This is a genomic window from Anaerofustis sp. LCP19S3_F7 (assembly GCF_052119445.1).
GTDB lineage: Bacteria > Bacillota > Clostridia > Eubacteriales > Anaerofustaceae > Anaerofustis > Anaerofustis butyriciformans.
Genome location: NZ_JBQKFF010000007.1, coordinates 60,378 through 77,113 on the forward strand (window position 1 = coordinate 60,378; position 16,736 = coordinate 77,113).

Consider the following 16,736-nt stretch of genomic DNA (forward strand, 5'->3'; position numbering starts at 1 on the left):
TATGAATAACAGGGGGATGTTTGTAAGTTATAGCTCATATGTAAATATTCTATATTTTATAGGTGTAATGGTTATAAATATGTTTTTTATGCACCCTGTTATTTTAATTATTTCTTTTGTTTCTTCATTAACATATAGTCTTTATTTAAACGGAATGAAAAGTTTAAAATTTGATTTGTTTGTTTTATTTCCTCTTTTATTATTTATCATTCTTGTAAATCCTTTGATTAATCATCAAGGCACTACGATACTTTTTTATATAAATAATCAAATGATAACAAAAGAATCAATTTTATATGGAATATTTGCCGGAATGATGATAATAAATATGTTTTTGTATTTTTCATCTTTTAACGAAATTATGACAGGGGATAAAATAATGTCTGTCTTAAAGTTTGTTTCAAGAAAGTTATCTTTAATTTTTGTAATGACTTTAAGATTTGTTCCAAGATACAAAAACGAATTTAATAAAATTAAGGTGTCTCAACAGTGTTTAAATGAAGGACTTAATGATGGTAATTTCTTTGACAGAATAAGACATGGTTCAAATATGATGTCTTCTCTTGTTACCTTTGCCCTTGAGGATGGAATTGATACTGCGAATACGATGATTGCAAGGGGATATGGACTAAAAAATAAGAGTAATTATAAAAGGGAAAAAATTACAAATGATGATAAAGTATTTTTTATATTGATGATGATGCTTCTTCTAATCGTAATAATTGGAATTATTAGAGGACAGTTTTATATTAATTTTTTTCCTGATTTTATTTTTACGGAATTATCTATACATAATGCTTTATATTTTGTAAGTTATTTTATTTTTGCAATGATTCCTATAATAATTGAAATAAAGGAGGCTTTGGTTTGGAATTTATCAAAATAGATAATCTTAGTTTTTCTTATCCACATAAAAAGAATGTTTTAAAAAATATCTCTTTTAACATTGATAAGGGAGATTTTGTTTTGCTGTTTGGTAAATCAGGAAGTGGAAAGTCTACTTTATTAAAACATTTAAGCATAAGTCTTGCTCCTTACGGAGAGAAAAAAGGAAAAATATATTATAAGGGAATTGAAAGTGAGAATATTTCTTTAAAGGAAAGATGTGAAAAAATAGGGTATGTAATGCAGAATATTGATGCACAAATTATAACCGATAAAGTATGGCATGAACTGGCTTTTACACTTGAAAACTTAGGATATGATAATGCAAAAATGCACAGCAGAATGGCAGAGATAACAAGTTTCTTTTCTATGTCATCTTGGCTTGATAAAGATACATCGTCTCTTTCCGGAGGAGAAAAACAAAAACTAAATTTAGCTGTCAGTATGCTTACTTTTCCCGATGTTCTTCTTTTAGATGAACCTACTTCTCAACTTGATCCTGTAATGAGAGATGAGTTTATAAGGCTTTTGAAGAGAATAAATGAAGACTACGGTACGACAATTATTATAACGGAACACTCTTTTGAAGGTATTATTGAAAATGTTGATAAATGTGTACTTATTGATAATGGAAGAGTTGTATTTAACTCAGATAAGCTATCCTTAATTGATAAAATAATAGAAAGTAAAAAGCAATATTATGAATTTCTTCCGGCTGTTACAAAATTTGGACATGAGATTTTAAATAAAAATAATATTTTAACGGTAAATGAAGCAAAGAAGAATTTAATAAAATCAAATATTAATTTAAAAGAAAAGATTGGAAAAATAAAACATAGAAGCAAAGAAATCATAATTGAAGTTAAAAACGTTTCTTTTAAATATAGTAAACTTGAAAGAAATATTTTAAAAGATGTGTCTTTAAAAATATATAAAGGGGATTTTTTATCTATTATAGGTCCAAATGGTGTTGGTAAAAGTACATTTTTAAATTTGCTTATTGGTTCTTTGAAGCCAAATAAAGGGAAAATTATCAAAAATGGAAAAATAGCAATGCTTCCGCAAAATCCCGTAAGTCTTTTTATTAAATCAAAAGTAAAAGATGATTTATATGATATTGATGAAAATTATATGGAGCTTGTAGATGAGTTTGATGTTTCTTCATTAATCGAATCTCATCCTTATGACTTATCCGGAGGAGAAATTGAACTAATGGCTCTTATTAAGGTGCTTTTGGTTAATCCGGATATAATCATTTTAGATGAACCAACAAAGGGAATGGATATAATATATAAACAAAAGCTTGGTGAGTTTCTTAATAAGCTTAATGAAAAAGGTATTACGATAGTTATAATAAGCCATGATTTAGAGTTTATTGGAAAATATATTCCGTACTGCTCTATTATGTTTGATATGGATATTATGCCTTTTAAAGAAACCAGAGAGGTTTTTGGAGAAAGTTATTTTTATACTACAGATATAAATAGAATTACAAAGGATAATTTAAATAATATAATAAATTTACATGAGGTTTTTATAGATGAAAACAAAACAGTATAAATCTTTTATAATTTCTTTTGTTGTACTTTTTATATTGGTTCCTATAATTATTTTTATATCTCAAAGTAACAATTCAAATTACCTTTTATCAAGTTTTATGATAATTTTTGTTTCCTTTTTACCTTTTGTGTATATTTTTGAAAAAAAAAAGATAAGGGTGAGGGAAATTGTATTAATATCAAGCATGTCTGCAATTGCAGTACTTGGGAGGATTGTATTTTTCTTTGTTCCTCAAATAAAAGCCACTTCAGCAATTATAATTGTTTCAGCAGCTACTCTTGGAAGTGAAGCAGGATTTTTTATTGGCGTTGTTTCTGCCTTTGTTTCAAATTTCTTTTTTGGACAAGGAAGCTATACAATATGGCAGATGTTTGCTTTTGGTATGGTTGGTTTTTTAAGCGGAATAATTTTTAAGTCTGAAAGGATAAAAAACAATAGAATTTTAGTTTGTATAATAGGTTTTATTTTAATATTATTAGTTTATGGAGGTATTGTGAATTTTCATTCACTTGTTTTATATACTTCTAAAATTAACTTTGAAAGTTTTAAGGCGGTATACCTATTATCACTTCCTTTTGACTTTATTCATGCTTTATCAACAAGTGTGTTTTTATGGTTTATACAAAGACCTTTTTTTGAAAAAATTGACAGAATAAAAGAAAAATATGGTATCATATATCATAGATAGAATAAAGTTTTTTGTTTATATAACTTATTAAATGTTAAGGGAAGCAGGTTGGAATCCTGCACAGTCTGTGCTGCTGTATTAGTGTAGTAAATATCAATATGCCACTTAAAGGGAAGGCGGTATTTACGTTGAAACTTAAGTCAGAAGACCTATTTAATAAGACCTATAAACTCTACACAGGAAATAGAGTATGGTAAAAAATTATATGGTATTTTTTACTGCTCTAAGCCTGAAAAAAGGCTTATTTTTATTTAAAATTAGAGGAGGAAAAATATGAAACAATTAAGAAAAAGAATTATTTTTGCACTACTTTCTTTATTGATGGTTCTATCTTTTAGTATGCCTGCTTTTGCATCTAATGCACAAGAAACTTTAACAACTTCACAAAAAGCATTAAATGCCATAAATTCTGCAGCAACTTTTAGACTTTCAACTCTTGAAAATCCATCAACAGGAAACAATAACGAAGGAGATTGGTTTATCTTTGTACTTCAAAGAGGTGATGTAGAAATTGCAAACAAAGAAGAATATACAAATAAGTATATTTCTAATGTAAAAAGCAATATTTCATCTCTTCAATATCCGTCAGATTACGCAAGAGTGATAATAACTCTTACATCTCTTGGTGTTGATTGCAGCAAAGAATTTTCAGGGGTAAATTTAATTGAAAAAATGCTTGCAGATAAAGCAAGTTTTGAAGGTACATTTGCTTCAAATGCAATATATGCTCTTATTGCATTAAATTGTAATGATTATGATATTCCAAGCACATGCGATATTACACAAGATGATTTGGTATCTGCTTTACTTTCTTATAAAGATGAAAAAACAAATCTTTTCTATTTCAGTACAGATAAAACATATGGAACTGATTTAGATACAACATTTATGGCAAATCAAGCTTTAAGTTTATGTAATGTAAGTGATGATAATTTAAAAACACAAATTCAAAATGCAAAAACAGCTTGTATTGAAACAATAAAATCTTCACAAAGCGCAAGCGGAGCAATTAGCTCTTATGGAATGGATAATGCTTGTACAACAGCTCAAGCAATTGTTGCATTAACACAAATGGGAGAAGATGTTAACATTTATCAAAAAGACGGTAAAACATTAGTAGACGGCCTTCTTTCTATGCAAGATAGTAATACAAATGGTTTTATAGGATATACAGGTAAGGCTGATATTCAAACAACTGATCAAAGTTTATATGCTTTAGTTGCTTATTCAAGAAGTGAACAAGGCTTAAATACTTTATTTGATATGAACAGTACAGATACATTATCTTTCGATCCTGATTCATTCTCTGCTAAAGTAGATAAATTCTTTGATAATATAAAAGGATTTTTCCAAAGATTATTTTAATATTTAAATAAGAAAACAGAAGTTTAAAAGCTTCTGTTTTTCTTTGAAAATTCTAAAAAAAATAATTGAAAAAATTTTAATATAGATAAAATAATACTTGTATATATAAAAAAATTGTATTATAATATGTGAAAGTTTTGAAATTTCAGACATTTTAAAGCTAAAGGTGTTAAAACATAAAATATCTAATAATAATTAAATATTTTATGTCTTAATTTGCCTTAATATATAAAATATTTAATTTGGAGGAACAAAATGGATTATATTAATAAAGTTTTAGAACAAGTAAAATCTAAAAATCCAAACGAACCGGAATTTAATCAAGCTGTTATGGAGGTACTTGAAAGTTTAAGACCTGTTATTGAAGCTCATCCTGAATATGAAGATATGGGTATTCTTGAAAGAATGACAGAACCTGAAAGAGCAATAATGTTTAAAGTTCCTTGGGTTGATGATAATGGTAAAGTACAAGTAAATAGAGGTTTTAGAGTTCAATTTAATGGTGCTATCGGACCTTACAAAGGTGGTTTAAGATTCCATCCAAGTGTTAACTTAAGTGTAATTAAATTCTTAGGTTTTGAACAAGTATTCAAAAACTCACTTACAACACTTCCTATCGGTGGTGGTAAAGGTGGTTCTGATTTTGATCCTCAAGGAAAATCAGATGCTGAAATTATGAGATTTTGTCAAAGTTTCATGAGTGAATTATATCGTCATATCGGACCAGATGTTGACGTTCCTGCAGGGGATATTGGTGTAGGCGGAAGAGAAATTGGATACTTATACGGACAATATAGAAGAATCAGAGGCGCATTTGAAAACGGAGTACTTACAGGTAAAGGTATTCCTTACGGCGGAAGTTTAATCAGACCTGAAGCAACAGGTTATGGTGTAATGTACTATGCTGAAGAAGTATTAAAAGTTTTAAAAGATACATTTGAAGGAAAAACTTTAATCGTAAGTGGTTATGGTAATGTTGCTTGGGGTGTATGTAAAAAAGCTAAAGAATTAGGTGCAAAAGTTATTTCTATCTCAGGTAGAGATGGTTATATATATGATAAAGACGGAATCAACACAGATGAAAAAATTGATTTCTTACTTCAAATCAGAGAACGTAACGATGTTAAATTAAAAGATTACGCTGAAAAATTCGGTGCTGAATTTCATGCAAAAGAAAAACCATGGGGACTTAAAGGTGATATAGCTATCCCATGTGCAACTCAAAATGAAATCGGTATTGAAGAAGCTAAACAATTAAAAGCAAACGGAGTAAAACTTGTTGTTGAAGGTGCAAACATGCCAACTACTCCAGAAGCAATGGAATATTTTAAAGAAAATGACGTAATTTTAGGACCTGCAAAAGCAGCAAATGCCGGCGGTGTTGCAGTATCAGCTTTAGAAATGGCTCAAAACTCAATGAGATATTCATGGAGTGCAGAAAAAGTAGATGCAAAATTAAAATCTATTATGCAAAGCATTCATGAAAACAGTAAAAATGCAAGTGAAAAATATGGACTTGGCTATGATTTAGTAGCAGGTGCAAACATTGCAGGATTTGAAAAAGTTGTAGAAGCTATGATTGCTCAAGGTATCTATTAATTAAATTATTTAATTATAAATGATATATCATCTATTTAAACTTTAAAGGACCTTTAAAGGTCCTTTTTAATTATAAAATTATTTTATTATGTAATTTTAGTATAAATTTTTAATAAATTTTATATTAAATTATGTTTATATAAAGATATGTAAGGTAATATTTATTGACAAAAAATTTTTTAAATAATATAATGAAATAATTAAGAAAACGAAAAGGTGGTGAAGAAAATGGATGCAGGAAGTAGTATTGGCATTGAACCCGGGGGGTGTATAAAATCGGTATTAAATGTACTGCTTTTTTTGTGCGTTCATTTTCTACCAACATTATAAGCTCTCGTTTGATGTTTTGTATCCAATTTTTACAAAATGAACAAAGGAGAATTAATTTTAGCGTATTTAGAAAATCGTGATTTTAGAAGTATAAAAAATACGATAAAAGACATGAATTTTGCGGATATTGCTCTTCTTTTTGATGAAATATCTTTAGAGGATATACCGCTTATTTTTCGTGTTTTACCAAAAGATACGGCAAGTGATGTTTTTGTTGAACTTGATAATGAAAAAAAAGAATATTTAATAAGAAGTTTTACGGATGAAGAATTAAAAGAAGTTTTAGATTTAATGTTTGTTGACGATACTGTAGATATTATAGAAGAAATGCCGGCAAATGTTGCAAAAAGAATTTTAAAACATACTAAATCCGATACAAGAAAATTAGTTAATGAGATTTTAAAATATCCTGAAGATAGTGCCGGAAGCATTATGACAACTGAGTTTGTTTCTCTTAGAAAAGATATGGATGTTTATGAAGCTTTTTTAAAGATTAAGGCGACCGGTGTTGATAAGGAAACTATATATACTTGTTATGTAACAGATAATACAAAAAAGCTTATAGGTATTGTTTCCACTAAAGATTTACTTCTATCCGACATGGAAGAAAAAATAGAAGATATAATGGAAACAAATATAATATATGTAAATACCGTGGATGATAGAGAAGAAGTTGTAAAAGTATTCGATAAATATGACTTTTTGGCAGTTCCGGTAGTTGATAATGAAAGAAGACTTATAGGTATTGTAACAGTTGATGATGCTATTGATGTAATCGTACAGGAAGATACAGAAGACTTTCAAAAAATGGCTGCTATGGCTCCAAATGAAGATACTTATTTTAAAACTTCTGTCTTTACACATGCAAAAAAAAGATTTGGTTGGTTATTATTTTTGATGCTATCTGCAACTTTTACTCAAACTATAATAACCCATTATGAAGCCGCTTTTGCAACTATACCTCTTCTTGCTGCGTTTATTCCTATGATAAGTGATACAGGCGGAAATTGTGGTTCTCAAAGCGCTACAATGATAATAAGAGGTATGTCTTTAGATGAAATAAGACCAAGAGATATTTTAAAAGTAATATTAAAGGAAAGTGAAATATCTTTAATGGTCGGTATTGTCTTAAGTGTTGTAAACGGAATAAGAATAATTATTACATATCATAGTTTTGTTTTGGCATTGGTTCTTGGACTAACTTTAATGTGTACTGTATTTATGTCGAAACTTTTAGGCGGAATTCTGCCAATGATAGCAAAACAGGTGCATTTAGACCCTGCTGTTATGGCATCTCCGCTTATTACAACCATAGTTGATGCATGTTCTTTGATAATATATTTTAATATAGCAATGCATATACTAAAAATTTAAAGGAGAGTTATATGGAAGAGAAAATATTAGAATTACTTAAACAAAGAAATTTTTTTGAGTTAAAAAAATTATTAGAAACATTGAATCCAGCCGATATAGCTTCTCTTTTTGATGAAATATCAATGGAAGATGTATTGCTTGTTTTTAGATTATTACCAAAAGAAACAGCTGCGGATACTTTTGTTGAATTGGATAATGATAATCAAGAATATCTTATAAAAGCATTTAGTGATGAAGAACTTAAAGAAGTATTAAACTTATTATTTGTAGATGATACTGCGGATTTGGTTGAAGAAATGCCTGCAAATGTAGCAAAGAGAGTACTTAAACATACCGATATTGCTACAAGAAAAATGATTAATGAAATACTTAAATATCCCGAGGATAGTGCGGGAAGCATTATGACAACTGAGTTTGTATCTTTAAAAAAAGATATGACTGTTTTAGATGCTTTAAATAAAATAAAAGCAACAGGGGTAGATAAGGAAACGATATATACTTGTTATGTAACAGATAATACAAAAAAACTAATTGGTTTGGTTTCCACAAAAGATATTTTATTATCCGATATGGATAAATATATTGAAGATATAATGGAAACGAACATAATCTATACTCATACTCTTGCAGACCAAGAAGATGTAGTTAAAATGTTTGATAAGTATGACTTACTTGCAATTCCTGTTGTTGATAAAGAAGACAGGCTTATCGGTATTATCACGGTTGATGATGCTATCGACGTAATCAGAGAAGAAAATACCGAAGACTTTGAAAAAATGGCAGCTATGATGCCAAGTGAAGAAAGTTATTTTAAGACTTCTGCATTTAAACATGCAAAAAACAGGATAATGTGGCTTTTATTTTTGATGTTATCAGCAACAATGACTCAAGCTGTTATAACTCACTATGAGGCTGCTTTTGCAACTGTTCCTTTACTTGTAGCTTTTATTCCAATGATTACAGGAACAGGGGGAAACTGCGGTTCTCAAAGTTCTACAATGATAATCCGTGGGCTTGCTTTGGATGAAATAGAGCCTAAAGATATATTTAAAGCGATGTTAAAAGAAGGAGAAATAGGTCTTTTGGTAGGTGTTGCTCTTGCTGTAGTAAACGGAATAAGAATAATGATTTTTTATCATGATTCCGTATTGGCTTTAGTGCTTGGAATAACACTTGTTGCAACCATTATTATGGCAAAATTAATGGGGTGTGTTCTTCCTATATGTGCAAAGAAATTAAAACTTGACCCTGCAATTATGGCTTCACCATTAATTACGACTCTTGTTGATACTTGTTCTATTTTAATTTATTTTAATGTTGCACTTCAAATTATGAATTTATAAAATAACCGGATAATCCGGTTATTTTTTTAATGCCTTTTTATACATATATTTTAATTCTTTTGTGATATTATCTTTTTTCCCATAATATTTTTCTCTTTCTTTTAAAGCTATATATATGCTTAAGCTTTCGTGATATTTTTCGTTTAATTTTAATACTTGGTGCATAGATGTTATGTTTTCATTAAAATGACAATGATGGTTTTTTCTTTGTAAATCATAATAATTTCTTATATGGTTTGTAATGTTATATTTAAAGTGTTTAAAAATGTTTGTATTATATTTGTCTAGATTTTTTTTATTTGTTATTTCCCTTATTCCATTGTTTAGATAATTAAAAAAAATTTCTTTTTCTATTGATTTATTACAAAGAAGTTGTGCGTTTATCTTTATTTCTTTTATGTTCATTTTCTATCTCCTTTGAAATAAATATACCATGTTTTAAAGAAGAAAAATTAACGACTAATTGTAAGTTTTTTATTATTAAATTAAGATTAAATTAAAGTATATTTGTTAAAAATAAAAAATAATGTGATAAAATATAAAATAAAACTTTTATGGAGTGTAGACATGAAATTTGATAAAGATAAAGAATATGCTCTTGCTCTAAGCGGGGGAGGAGTTCGTGGCGCATACCAAATAGGAGTATGGCGTGCTTTGATTGAAGAAGGAATAAAAATAAAAGCTGTTTGCGGAACTAGTATTGGTGCTATAAACGGAGCGTTGATTGCTCAAGGTGATTTTGACATGGCTTTGAAACTATGGAGTGAACTTACTCCTGATATTGTTTATAATAAAGACAGCAATGTTATAGACAGAATAAGAGATATTTCAAAGCTTGAAACTCTTTTAAAGGATAATCTTGATGAAGAAAAGATAAGAAACAGTGATATAGATTTCGGTATTGTAACTTTTAATATAACAACAAAAGAACCTGTTATAATTTTCAAAGATGAAATGCCAAAAGAAAAAATGATAGATTATATTTTAGCAAGTGCAAATTATCCTGTTTTTTACCGTAAAGAAATTGATGAAGAAATTTATGTTGATGGAGGAATATATGATAATCTTCCTAGAAAACCTCTTGCGGATAAAGGATATAAAGATATTATAGAAGTTGATATAAATCCTCCTTTAAGCGGTATAACAAAGAAAAGCGTATGTGATGATGTAAATATTTATAATATTACCAGTAAGCATAGTCTTCATGGACAATTTATATTTAATCAAAAACAATTAAATGATAATTTAAGTAAAGGCTATCTTGATGTAAAACTATATAACGATGAGTTTTTATCTTCTCATTTTTATGTTAAGAAACCAACAAATAATTATGATATATCTTTAAAACCAAAGGATATCGCAAGACTTATTTTAGATGAAAGATTTATCGGCATATTTTTAGATAATAAAATATTAAGAAACTGTATAATATACATTAATGATTATTATAAGTCAAAGAACGGTTATGATGGAGGAGATTTATCTATTAGAGATGAAAGGTTCTTTATGTCTGCAATGGAAATAACAGCAGAGGTTTTAGACGTTGAATCAATAATGCTCTATTCATATGAAGAGTTTAGAGTCCATGTTGTAAGAGAAATATATAAATTGATTTCTAAAGAAGAAATAATAACTGATTTAATTAAAAATAGACCTTTTAATTCTAAAAATGATTTAAAAGATTATTTTGATAAAAAAACAATGTTAGCATTACTTATCTTTTTAAGCTATAAAAATCAAACTTTGGAAAAAATTATATATAAAATTTCTCCTAAAATATTGATATCATTTATTACATCTTTTATTGTTATGAATAGATTAAATTTTGATTTAGTTATAGAATATTAGTCAATTATCAACAAATAAACACTGCATAATTAAGGGAAAAACGTGAATTTTACCAAAAGTTATCCACATACAAACAAGTTATCCACAGTTTTCCACAATAAAACATATAATTTTAAAAGAAAATGTTTTAATAAGATTTTTATTACATTTTAAAAAATATGTGAAATATTTGTGTAATATGGCTTTATATTTGTCATTTTGTTTAAAGAAATAAAAAAAACTTCAAATTTTTGTTAAATTGTATTATAATTATTAAGATATTTTGTTTAAGGAGTAAGTAACGTGGGGGATGTAAAAACAAATTTTATAACCAATGAAATAGATAAAGATATAGAAAACGGAGTTTATGCAAAAGACGAAATTTATACGCGTTTTCCGCCTGAGCCTAATGGGTTTTTGCATATTGGTCATGCAAAAGCAATATGTATAAATTTCCTAACTGCAAAGAAATATAACGGTAAGACAAATCTTCGTTTTGATGATACAAATCCTGCAAAGGAAGATACTTTATATGTTAATGCAATAAAGGAAGATATAAGCTGGCTTGGTTTTGAGTGGGCAAAAGAACTTCATGCATCTAATTATTTTGATAAGATGTATGATTATGCCGTTGAACTTATTAAAAAAGGTCTTGCTTATGTTGATGATCAAAGTTATGAAGAAATGAAGAAGAACAGGGGAAACTTAAATACTCCCGGAGTTGATTCACCATATAGAAACAGAAGTATCGATGAAAACTTAAAACTTTTTGAGGAAATGAAAGAAGGAAAATATGAAACAGGTTCAAAAGTTTTAAGAGCAAAAATAGATATGGCAAGTCCAAATATGAACATGAGGGATCCTGCCTTATACAGAGTTGTTCATGAAGAACATCATAATACTAAAGGTAAGTGGTGTGTTTATCCTATGTATGACTTTGCCCATCCTATTGAAGATGCAATTGAAGGAATAACACATTCTTTATGTTCTCTTGAATTTGAAGACCATAGGCCGCTATATGACTGGGTACTTGATAATCTTGATGATTACAAAGAAAAAAGACCAAGACAGATTGAATTTGCAAGACTTAATTTAACAAATCAAGTTATGAGTAAAAGATATCTTAGACAGCTTGTTGATGAAGGATATGTTGATGGATGGGATGATCCAAGAATGCCTACGATTTCAGGTTTTAGAAGAAGAGGGGTAACACCTGAAGCTATAGTTAATTTCTGTGAGGAAATTGGTGTCAGCAAGTCTAATTCAACTGTAGACAGCGGAATGTTAGAGCATTTTATAAGAGATGATTTAAAACTTAAAGCTGACAGAGTAAATGCTGTTTTAAATCCTTTAAGACTTACAATTACAAATTATCCTGAAGGCGAAATTGAAATGCTTGAAATGGAAAATAATCAAGATATAGAAAATGGAGAAAAAAGAGAAGTTCCTTTTGGCAGAGAGCTTTATATTGAAAGAGAAGACTTTATGGAAAATCCTCCTAAAAAATATTTTAGATTATTCCCAGGTAATGAAGTAAGACTTAGAGGAGCATATTTTGTAAAATGCAATGAAGTTGTTAAAGACGAAAATGGAGAAGTTGTTGAAATAAAATGTACTTATGACCCTGAAACAAAATCAGGAAGTGGATTTACAGGAAGGAAAGTAAAAGGTACGATTCACTGGGTAGAAAGAAGTACAGCAATTAAAGCAAAAGCAAGATTATTAGAACCTTTATTCAATACTGAAGTTTCAAGTGATAATTTCCTTGATATGGTAAATAAAGATTCGCTAAATGAAAAAGAAATTTACGTGGAACCATTCCTTAAAAATGCGAAAGCAGGGGATAGATTCCAGTTTGTAAGAAACGGATATTTTAGTGTAGATCCTAAATTATCTAAAGATGAATTAGTATTTAATAGAATAGTATCTCTAAAATCAAGTTGGAGACCACCTAAAAAATAAAAAGAGCCTTTAGGCTCTTTTTTTATGCTGCACCGCTTCCGAAAAGTACCTGCTCCATTTTTCTTATTGCTGCGGTTTTTATTCTTGAAGTATATTCTCTGGTAAGTTGTATTTCCCTTGATATTTGAAGCATATTTTTATTATTTATAAAAAATTCGGTTATAATTTTTCTTTCAAGATTTGTTAAGCAGTCCATTGCTTTATTAATTTTTTCTACCTTATCTTCAACTTCTTTTTCTTCTCGAAGTTCTAAAATTTTATTGTAGATAATATATTCTTTTAAAAGATGTTCTGTTTTTTTATAATTTTCGCTCTTCATTGTTTATTACTCCTTAATTATAAATTCTTCTTTATTTTCAGTTTTTATTTTGTTTAATATGAATTATATTCATATTTTAATATTTGTAATGTTAAATGTCAATAGTTTTATGAATATTATTCAATATTAGTCAAAAATATCTTTACAATATGAATAAAATTCAATATAATATAAATATAATTTAAATATTAATAACAAAAATGACAATAAATGGAGAAATAAAAATGTTTGGTGAAAAACTTAGAGTATTAAGAAAAGAAAATAATATGACACAGGTTGATTTGGCAAAGGCACTTGATCTTGATAAATCTTCCATTGCAAAATATGAGAGTGCGGGGATAATACCTTCAGTTGATACTTTACAAAAAATCGCTTCTTTGTTTAAAGTTTCCATAGATTATCTATTAAATACACAGATATATGATATAAACAATATAGTGAATGTTGAGATAATAGGAACTGTTGTTGCAGGAAGAGATGGTATAGCAACGTATGAATTCCTTGGTGTTTCTCAGGCTATAAATATAAATGACAAAGAAGAATATAAATACTTAAAGGTAAGGGGGGATAGTATGTCTCCTCAAATAATGGAAGGCGATTTGGCACTTGTAAGGCTTCAATCAGATGTGGACAGCGGAGATCTTGCTGTTGTGATAATTGACGGTGAAGAAGGCGTAATAAAAAAGATACAAAAGACTGAAAATTCTATTTCTCTTATTTCTTTTAATCCAATGTATGAAACAAGAGTCTTTGTAGGAAAAGATATGGAAAAAATTATGATATTCGGTAAAGTCGTTAAAGTTGAGAGATGTTATTAACGTATGGTTAATAAAAATAAGATTTGATTAAAATTCATTCAATAGTATTTCTTTAATGTTTTATGTAAAATATGATTAAGAAAATATTTTAGAGGTATAAAATGAAAATAGGGAATATTATTAAAGAAAAAAGAATTGAGAAAGGGCTTACCCAGGAAAAAGTTGCAAAGTATTTAAATGTTAGTGCTCCTGCCGTAAACAAATGGGAGAAAGGATACACTTACCCTGATATACCCCTTATTCCATCTCTTGCCAGACTTTTACGTACAGATGCAAATACTCTGCTTTCTTTTAAGGACGATTTAAGTAAAAATGAAATAGCTTTAATCTTAAATGACATAACATCAAAAATGGAGAACGAGTCTTTTGTTGATGCTTATAATACTGCAATGGAAAGAATAAAAGAATATCCAAACAGTGAAGAGTTGATTTTTTATTCTGCTATGGTCTTATCAGGTGGTATAGAGCTTTATTATGCTTCAAATAAGGATTATTATAAAGAAGAGCTTGATAATCTTTTTAAAAGGGTAATATATGGGGATAATGATGAAATAAGAGAACAAGCCTTAAAAATAGTTTGTCCAAAATATATACAAAATAATGAGTTTAACAAAGCTGAAGAAATTATTTTGAAGTTAGATGATAAAAGTTTTGATAATAAAATGCTAAAAAATTCTTTTTACCTTAAAAAAGGAGAGTTTGATAAATCTTTAAAACTGCTTCAAGAAGAACTGTTTATAAAAATTACCGAAATACAATATTTATTACTTTATATGATAAATAATATGCTTGAAACAGATAATGTTGAAGATAGTGAATACGTAGTAGGGAAGATGGAAGAAGTTGCAGATGTTTTTAGTATGTGGGAATATAATAAATACATAGGTAAACGGCAGATTTTTGTACATGAACAAAATGTAGATAAAACTATTGAATTTATGGAAAAGCTTATATCTGCTACTAAATTTGAATTAAAACATGACAGTATTTTATTTTCAAAAATTAACTATAAAAATAATATGGATATATCCAAACAATTATTAAGAGGTCTTATTCAAGAAGTTAAAACCTCTGAAGAATTAAGTTATCTAAATAAAAGTGAAAAGTTTTGGAATTTTATAGAAAAGTATTATAATGATATAAAGAAATAAAAGGAGATAAATATCATGAAAGATGAAAGGCCTTGCAGCAACCAATATAAGGACGAATGCCCTTGTACATACCCTTGTGAGAACCACGGAAGATGTTGCGATTGTGTTGCTCATCACAGAGAATGCGGAGGAATTGTAGCTTGTTTAAAACAAAATAAATAACACACTTTGGGGTGTGTTATTTTTTTACTCAATTTGTTCAGGTACTAAAATTCCCAATCTATTACATGACGTACTCTTAAAGTTTTACAATAACTCAATTTGTTCAGGTACTAAAATTTAGTTTTCAATTTAATAGAAAAATCTTCGGTTTTACAATAACTCAATTTGTTCAGGTACTAAAATAACGAGGACATGGCAAGTATTAATTCCAAAGTTTTACAATAACTCAATTTGTTCAGGTACTAAAATATACTTTGTAAACTCATTGTGTACCTCCTTGTTTTACAATAACTCAATTTGTTCAGGTACTAAAATACTAACTTGTATTCCTGACCTTTTCTTCCGGTTTTACAATAACTCAATTTGTTCAGGTACTAAAATAAGGAAATGGTAAATGTAGATAGTATTAAAGTTTTACAATAACTCAATTTGTTCAGGTACTAAAATTCTCTTGGAATGGCTCATGTTTTTAAATTTGTTTTACAATAACTCAATTTGTTCAGGTACTAAAATTTTCCTGTTCCAAGTTTAGTTCTATGTCCAGTTTTACAATAACTCAATTTGTTCAGGTACTAAAATCTAAAACGGATTTAATACATTTGTATTTATGTTTTACAATAACTCAATTTGTTCAGGTACTAAAATGGTGTAGAAGCGGTAATGCCTGACTTAATTGTTTTACAATAACTCAATTTGTTCAGGTACTAAAATTCGTTATTAATTGCAACAACAACAGGTTTAGTTTTACAATAACTCAATTTGTTCAGGTACTAAAATAATAAAGTAGCTGAATTTAATCCAACTTCTGTTTTACAATAACTCAATTTGTTCAGGTACTAAAATTCGCACCTTGCAGGCAGACATACACCGAAAGTTTTACAATAACTCAATTTGTTCAGGTACTAAAATGATATATCTTTTTAGCAGATGGAGAATATTGTTTTACAATAACTCAATTTGTTCAGGTACTAAAATAAAGATAGTCTATTTTTTTGTTTTTTTTTAGTTTTACAATAACTCAATTTGTTCAGGTACTAAAATAACAATAACATTGCATAATTTGCTTTTTAAGTTTTACAATAACTCAATTTGTTCAGGTACTAAAATAAATGTCAACATCTCTTCAAGTGTTCCCTTGTTTTACAATAACTCAATTTGTTCAGGTACTAAAATAACCATCTGTCTGACTAATAGCTTTACAAAGTTTTACAATAACTCAATTTGTTCAGGTACTAAAATATAGCTTGGAAAAATTCAAACCTGTTTTCTGTTTTACAATAACTCAATTTGTTCAGGTACTAAAATCAAAACATTGTAATATTATTTATCAAGGTGGTTTTACAATAACTCAAT

Annotated in this window: 14 protein-coding genes, 1 CRISPR repeat array and 1 riboswitch (1 of these 16 only partly in view); of the genes, 12 read left to right on the forward strand and 2 right to left on the reverse strand. The window is 28.2% G+C overall.

Annotated features, from left to right (window positions below; translation table 11 throughout):
- Window position 1: 1 nt before the first annotated feature.
- The 7 genes from ACTQYZ_RS07865 (at window position 2) to mgtE (ACTQYZ_RS07895) (ending at window position 9,144) form a co-directional block, all read left to right on the forward strand.
- Window positions 2-886, forward strand: a complete 885-nt coding sequence (locus tag ACTQYZ_RS07865; protein WP_441022357.1) for an energy-coupling factor transporter transmembrane component T — start codon at window positions 2-4, stop codon at window positions 884-886.
- Window positions 868-2,445, forward strand: a complete 1,578-nt coding sequence (locus ACTQYZ_RS07870; protein ID WP_441416352.1) for an ABC transporter ATP-binding protein — start codon at window positions 868-870, stop codon at window positions 2,443-2,445. Before ACTQYZ_RS07865 ends, ACTQYZ_RS07870 begins: the two co-directional genes overlap by 19 nt.
- On the forward strand, window positions 2,426-3,133 hold the full coding sequence (locus tag ACTQYZ_RS07875; RefSeq protein ID WP_441022353.1) for an ECF transporter S component: 708 nt from the start codon (window positions 2,426-2,428) through the stop codon (window positions 3,131-3,133). The genes ACTQYZ_RS07870 and ACTQYZ_RS07875 overlap by 20 nt, the downstream gene beginning before the upstream one ends.
- A gap of 12 nt (window positions 3,134-3,145) precedes the next feature.
- Window positions 3,146-3,304, forward strand: a riboswitch (cobalamin riboswitch).
- Between the two features lie 102 nt (window positions 3,305-3,406).
- Window positions 3,407-4,498, forward strand: coding sequence for a hypothetical protein (locus ACTQYZ_RS07880; RefSeq protein WP_441416353.1), 1,092 nt, complete (start codon window positions 3,407-3,409; stop codon window positions 4,496-4,498).
- A 255-nt stretch (window positions 4,499-4,753) separates the two neighbouring features.
- Window positions 4,754-6,097, forward strand: coding sequence for an NADP-specific glutamate dehydrogenase (gene gdhA / locus ACTQYZ_RS07885; protein ID WP_441022349.1), 1,344 nt, complete (start codon window positions 4,754-4,756; stop codon window positions 6,095-6,097).
- 366 nt (window positions 6,098-6,463) lie between these two features.
- Window positions 6,464-7,801: a magnesium transporter gene (gene mgtE / locus ACTQYZ_RS07890; protein WP_138268884.1), complete on the forward strand. Its 1,338-nt coding sequence runs from the start codon at window positions 6,464-6,466 to the stop codon at window positions 7,799-7,801.
- An 11-nt stretch (window positions 7,802-7,812) separates the two neighbouring features.
- A complete protein-coding gene (gene mgtE, locus ACTQYZ_RS07895) occupies window positions 7,813-9,144 on the forward strand; it encodes a magnesium transporter (RefSeq protein WP_441022346.1) in 1,332 nt (443 codons plus the stop codon).
- 18 nt (window positions 9,145-9,162) lie between these two features.
- Here mgtE (ACTQYZ_RS07895) and ACTQYZ_RS07900 read toward each other — a convergent pair whose 3' ends face one another.
- Entirely contained in the window at window positions 9,163-9,549 is a 387-nt protein-coding gene (locus ACTQYZ_RS07900) for a hypothetical protein (RefSeq protein WP_441022345.1), read from the reverse strand.
- Between the two features lie 162 nt (window positions 9,550-9,711).
- Between ACTQYZ_RS07900 and ACTQYZ_RS07905 the strand changes: the two genes are divergently transcribed.
- Together ACTQYZ_RS07905 and ACTQYZ_RS07910 are read left to right on the forward strand one after the other, a co-directional pair.
- Entirely contained in the window at window positions 9,712-10,992 is a 1,281-nt protein-coding gene (locus ACTQYZ_RS07905) for a patatin-like phospholipase family protein (RefSeq protein ID WP_441416354.1), read from the forward strand.
- Window positions 10,993-11,274: 282 nt separating this feature from the next.
- Window positions 11,275-12,933 carry a glutamine--tRNA ligase/YqeY domain fusion protein gene (locus tag ACTQYZ_RS07910; protein WP_441416355.1) on the forward strand — a complete coding sequence of 553 codons (1,659 nt, stop codon included), beginning with the start codon at window positions 11,275-11,277 and terminating at the stop codon, window positions 12,931-12,933.
- 22 nt (window positions 12,934-12,955) lie between these two features.
- On the opposite strand, the gene ACTQYZ_RS07915 is transcribed toward ACTQYZ_RS07910, so the two are convergent.
- Window positions 12,956-13,252 (reverse strand): sigma factor-like helix-turn-helix DNA-binding protein, encoded by a 297-nt coding sequence (locus ACTQYZ_RS07915; RefSeq protein WP_441022340.1) that lies wholly within the window; start codon window positions 13,250-13,252, stop codon window positions 12,956-12,958.
- A 224-nt stretch (window positions 13,253-13,476) separates the two neighbouring features.
- On the opposite strand from ACTQYZ_RS07915, the gene ACTQYZ_RS07920 reads away from it, so the two are divergent.
- From ACTQYZ_RS07920 to ACTQYZ_RS07930, 3 genes are all read left to right on the forward strand, one after another.
- Window positions 13,477-14,070: a LexA family protein gene (locus ACTQYZ_RS07920; RefSeq protein ID WP_441022338.1), complete on the forward strand. Its 594-nt coding sequence runs from the start codon at window positions 13,477-13,479 to the stop codon at window positions 14,068-14,070.
- Between the two features lie 101 nt (window positions 14,071-14,171).
- Complete coding sequence (locus ACTQYZ_RS07925; RefSeq protein ID WP_441416356.1) at window positions 14,172-15,221, forward strand: helix-turn-helix domain-containing protein; 1,050 nt, start codon at window positions 14,172-14,174, stop codon at window positions 15,219-15,221.
- Between the two features lie 15 nt (window positions 15,222-15,236).
- Window positions 15,237-15,383, forward strand: a complete 147-nt coding sequence (locus ACTQYZ_RS07930) for a hypothetical protein (protein WP_441022332.1) — start codon at window positions 15,237-15,239, stop codon at window positions 15,381-15,383.
- Between the two features lie 15 nt (window positions 15,384-15,398).
- Window positions 15,399-16,736: a CRISPR direct-repeat array (repeat unit 36 nt; unit sequence GTTTTACAATAACTCAATTTGTTCAGGTACTAAAAT); it runs 84 nt beyond the window's last position.

What these genes read in the sequence shown, in the direction of transcription:
- ACTQYZ_RS07865 (WP_441022357.1), top strand. Translation starts at nt 2, where the DNA reads ATGAATAACAGGGGGATGTTTGTAAGTTATAGCTCATATGTAAATATT.
- ACTQYZ_RS07875 (WP_441022353.1), top strand. Translation starts at nt 2,426, where the DNA reads ATGAAAACAAAACAGTATAAATCTTTTATAATTTCTTTTGTTGTACTT.
- ACTQYZ_RS07880 (WP_441416353.1), top strand. Translation starts at nt 3,407, where the DNA reads ATGAAACAATTAAGAAAAAGAATTATTTTTGCACTACTTTCTTTATTG.
- gdhA (WP_441022349.1), top strand. Translation starts at nt 4,754, where the DNA reads ATGGATTATATTAATAAAGTTTTAGAACAAGTAAAATCTAAAAATCCA.
- mgtE (WP_138268884.1), top strand. Translation starts at nt 6,464, where the DNA reads ATGAACAAAGGAGAATTAATTTTAGCGTATTTAGAAAATCGTGATTTT.
- mgtE (WP_441022346.1), top strand. Translation starts at nt 7,813, where the DNA reads ATGGAAGAGAAAATATTAGAATTACTTAAACAAAGAAATTTTTTTGAG.
- ACTQYZ_RS07900 (WP_441022345.1), bottom strand. Translation starts at nt 9,549, where the DNA reads ATGAACATAAAAGAAATAAAGATAAACGCACAACTTCTTTGTAATAAA.
- ACTQYZ_RS07905 (WP_441416354.1), top strand. Translation starts at nt 9,712, where the DNA reads ATGAAATTTGATAAAGATAAAGAATATGCTCTTGCTCTAAGCGGGGGA.
- ACTQYZ_RS07915 (WP_441022340.1), bottom strand. Translation starts at nt 13,252, where the DNA reads ATGAAGAGCGAAAATTATAAAAAAACAGAACATCTTTTAAAAGAATAT.
- ACTQYZ_RS07920 (WP_441022338.1), top strand. Translation starts at nt 13,477, where the DNA reads ATGTTTGGTGAAAAACTTAGAGTATTAAGAAAAGAAAATAATATGACA.
- ACTQYZ_RS07925 (WP_441416356.1), top strand. Translation starts at nt 14,172, where the DNA reads ATGAAAATAGGGAATATTATTAAAGAAAAAAGAATTGAGAAAGGGCTT.
- ACTQYZ_RS07930 (WP_441022332.1), top strand. Translation starts at nt 15,237, where the DNA reads ATGAAAGATGAAAGGCCTTGCAGCAACCAATATAAGGACGAATGCCCT.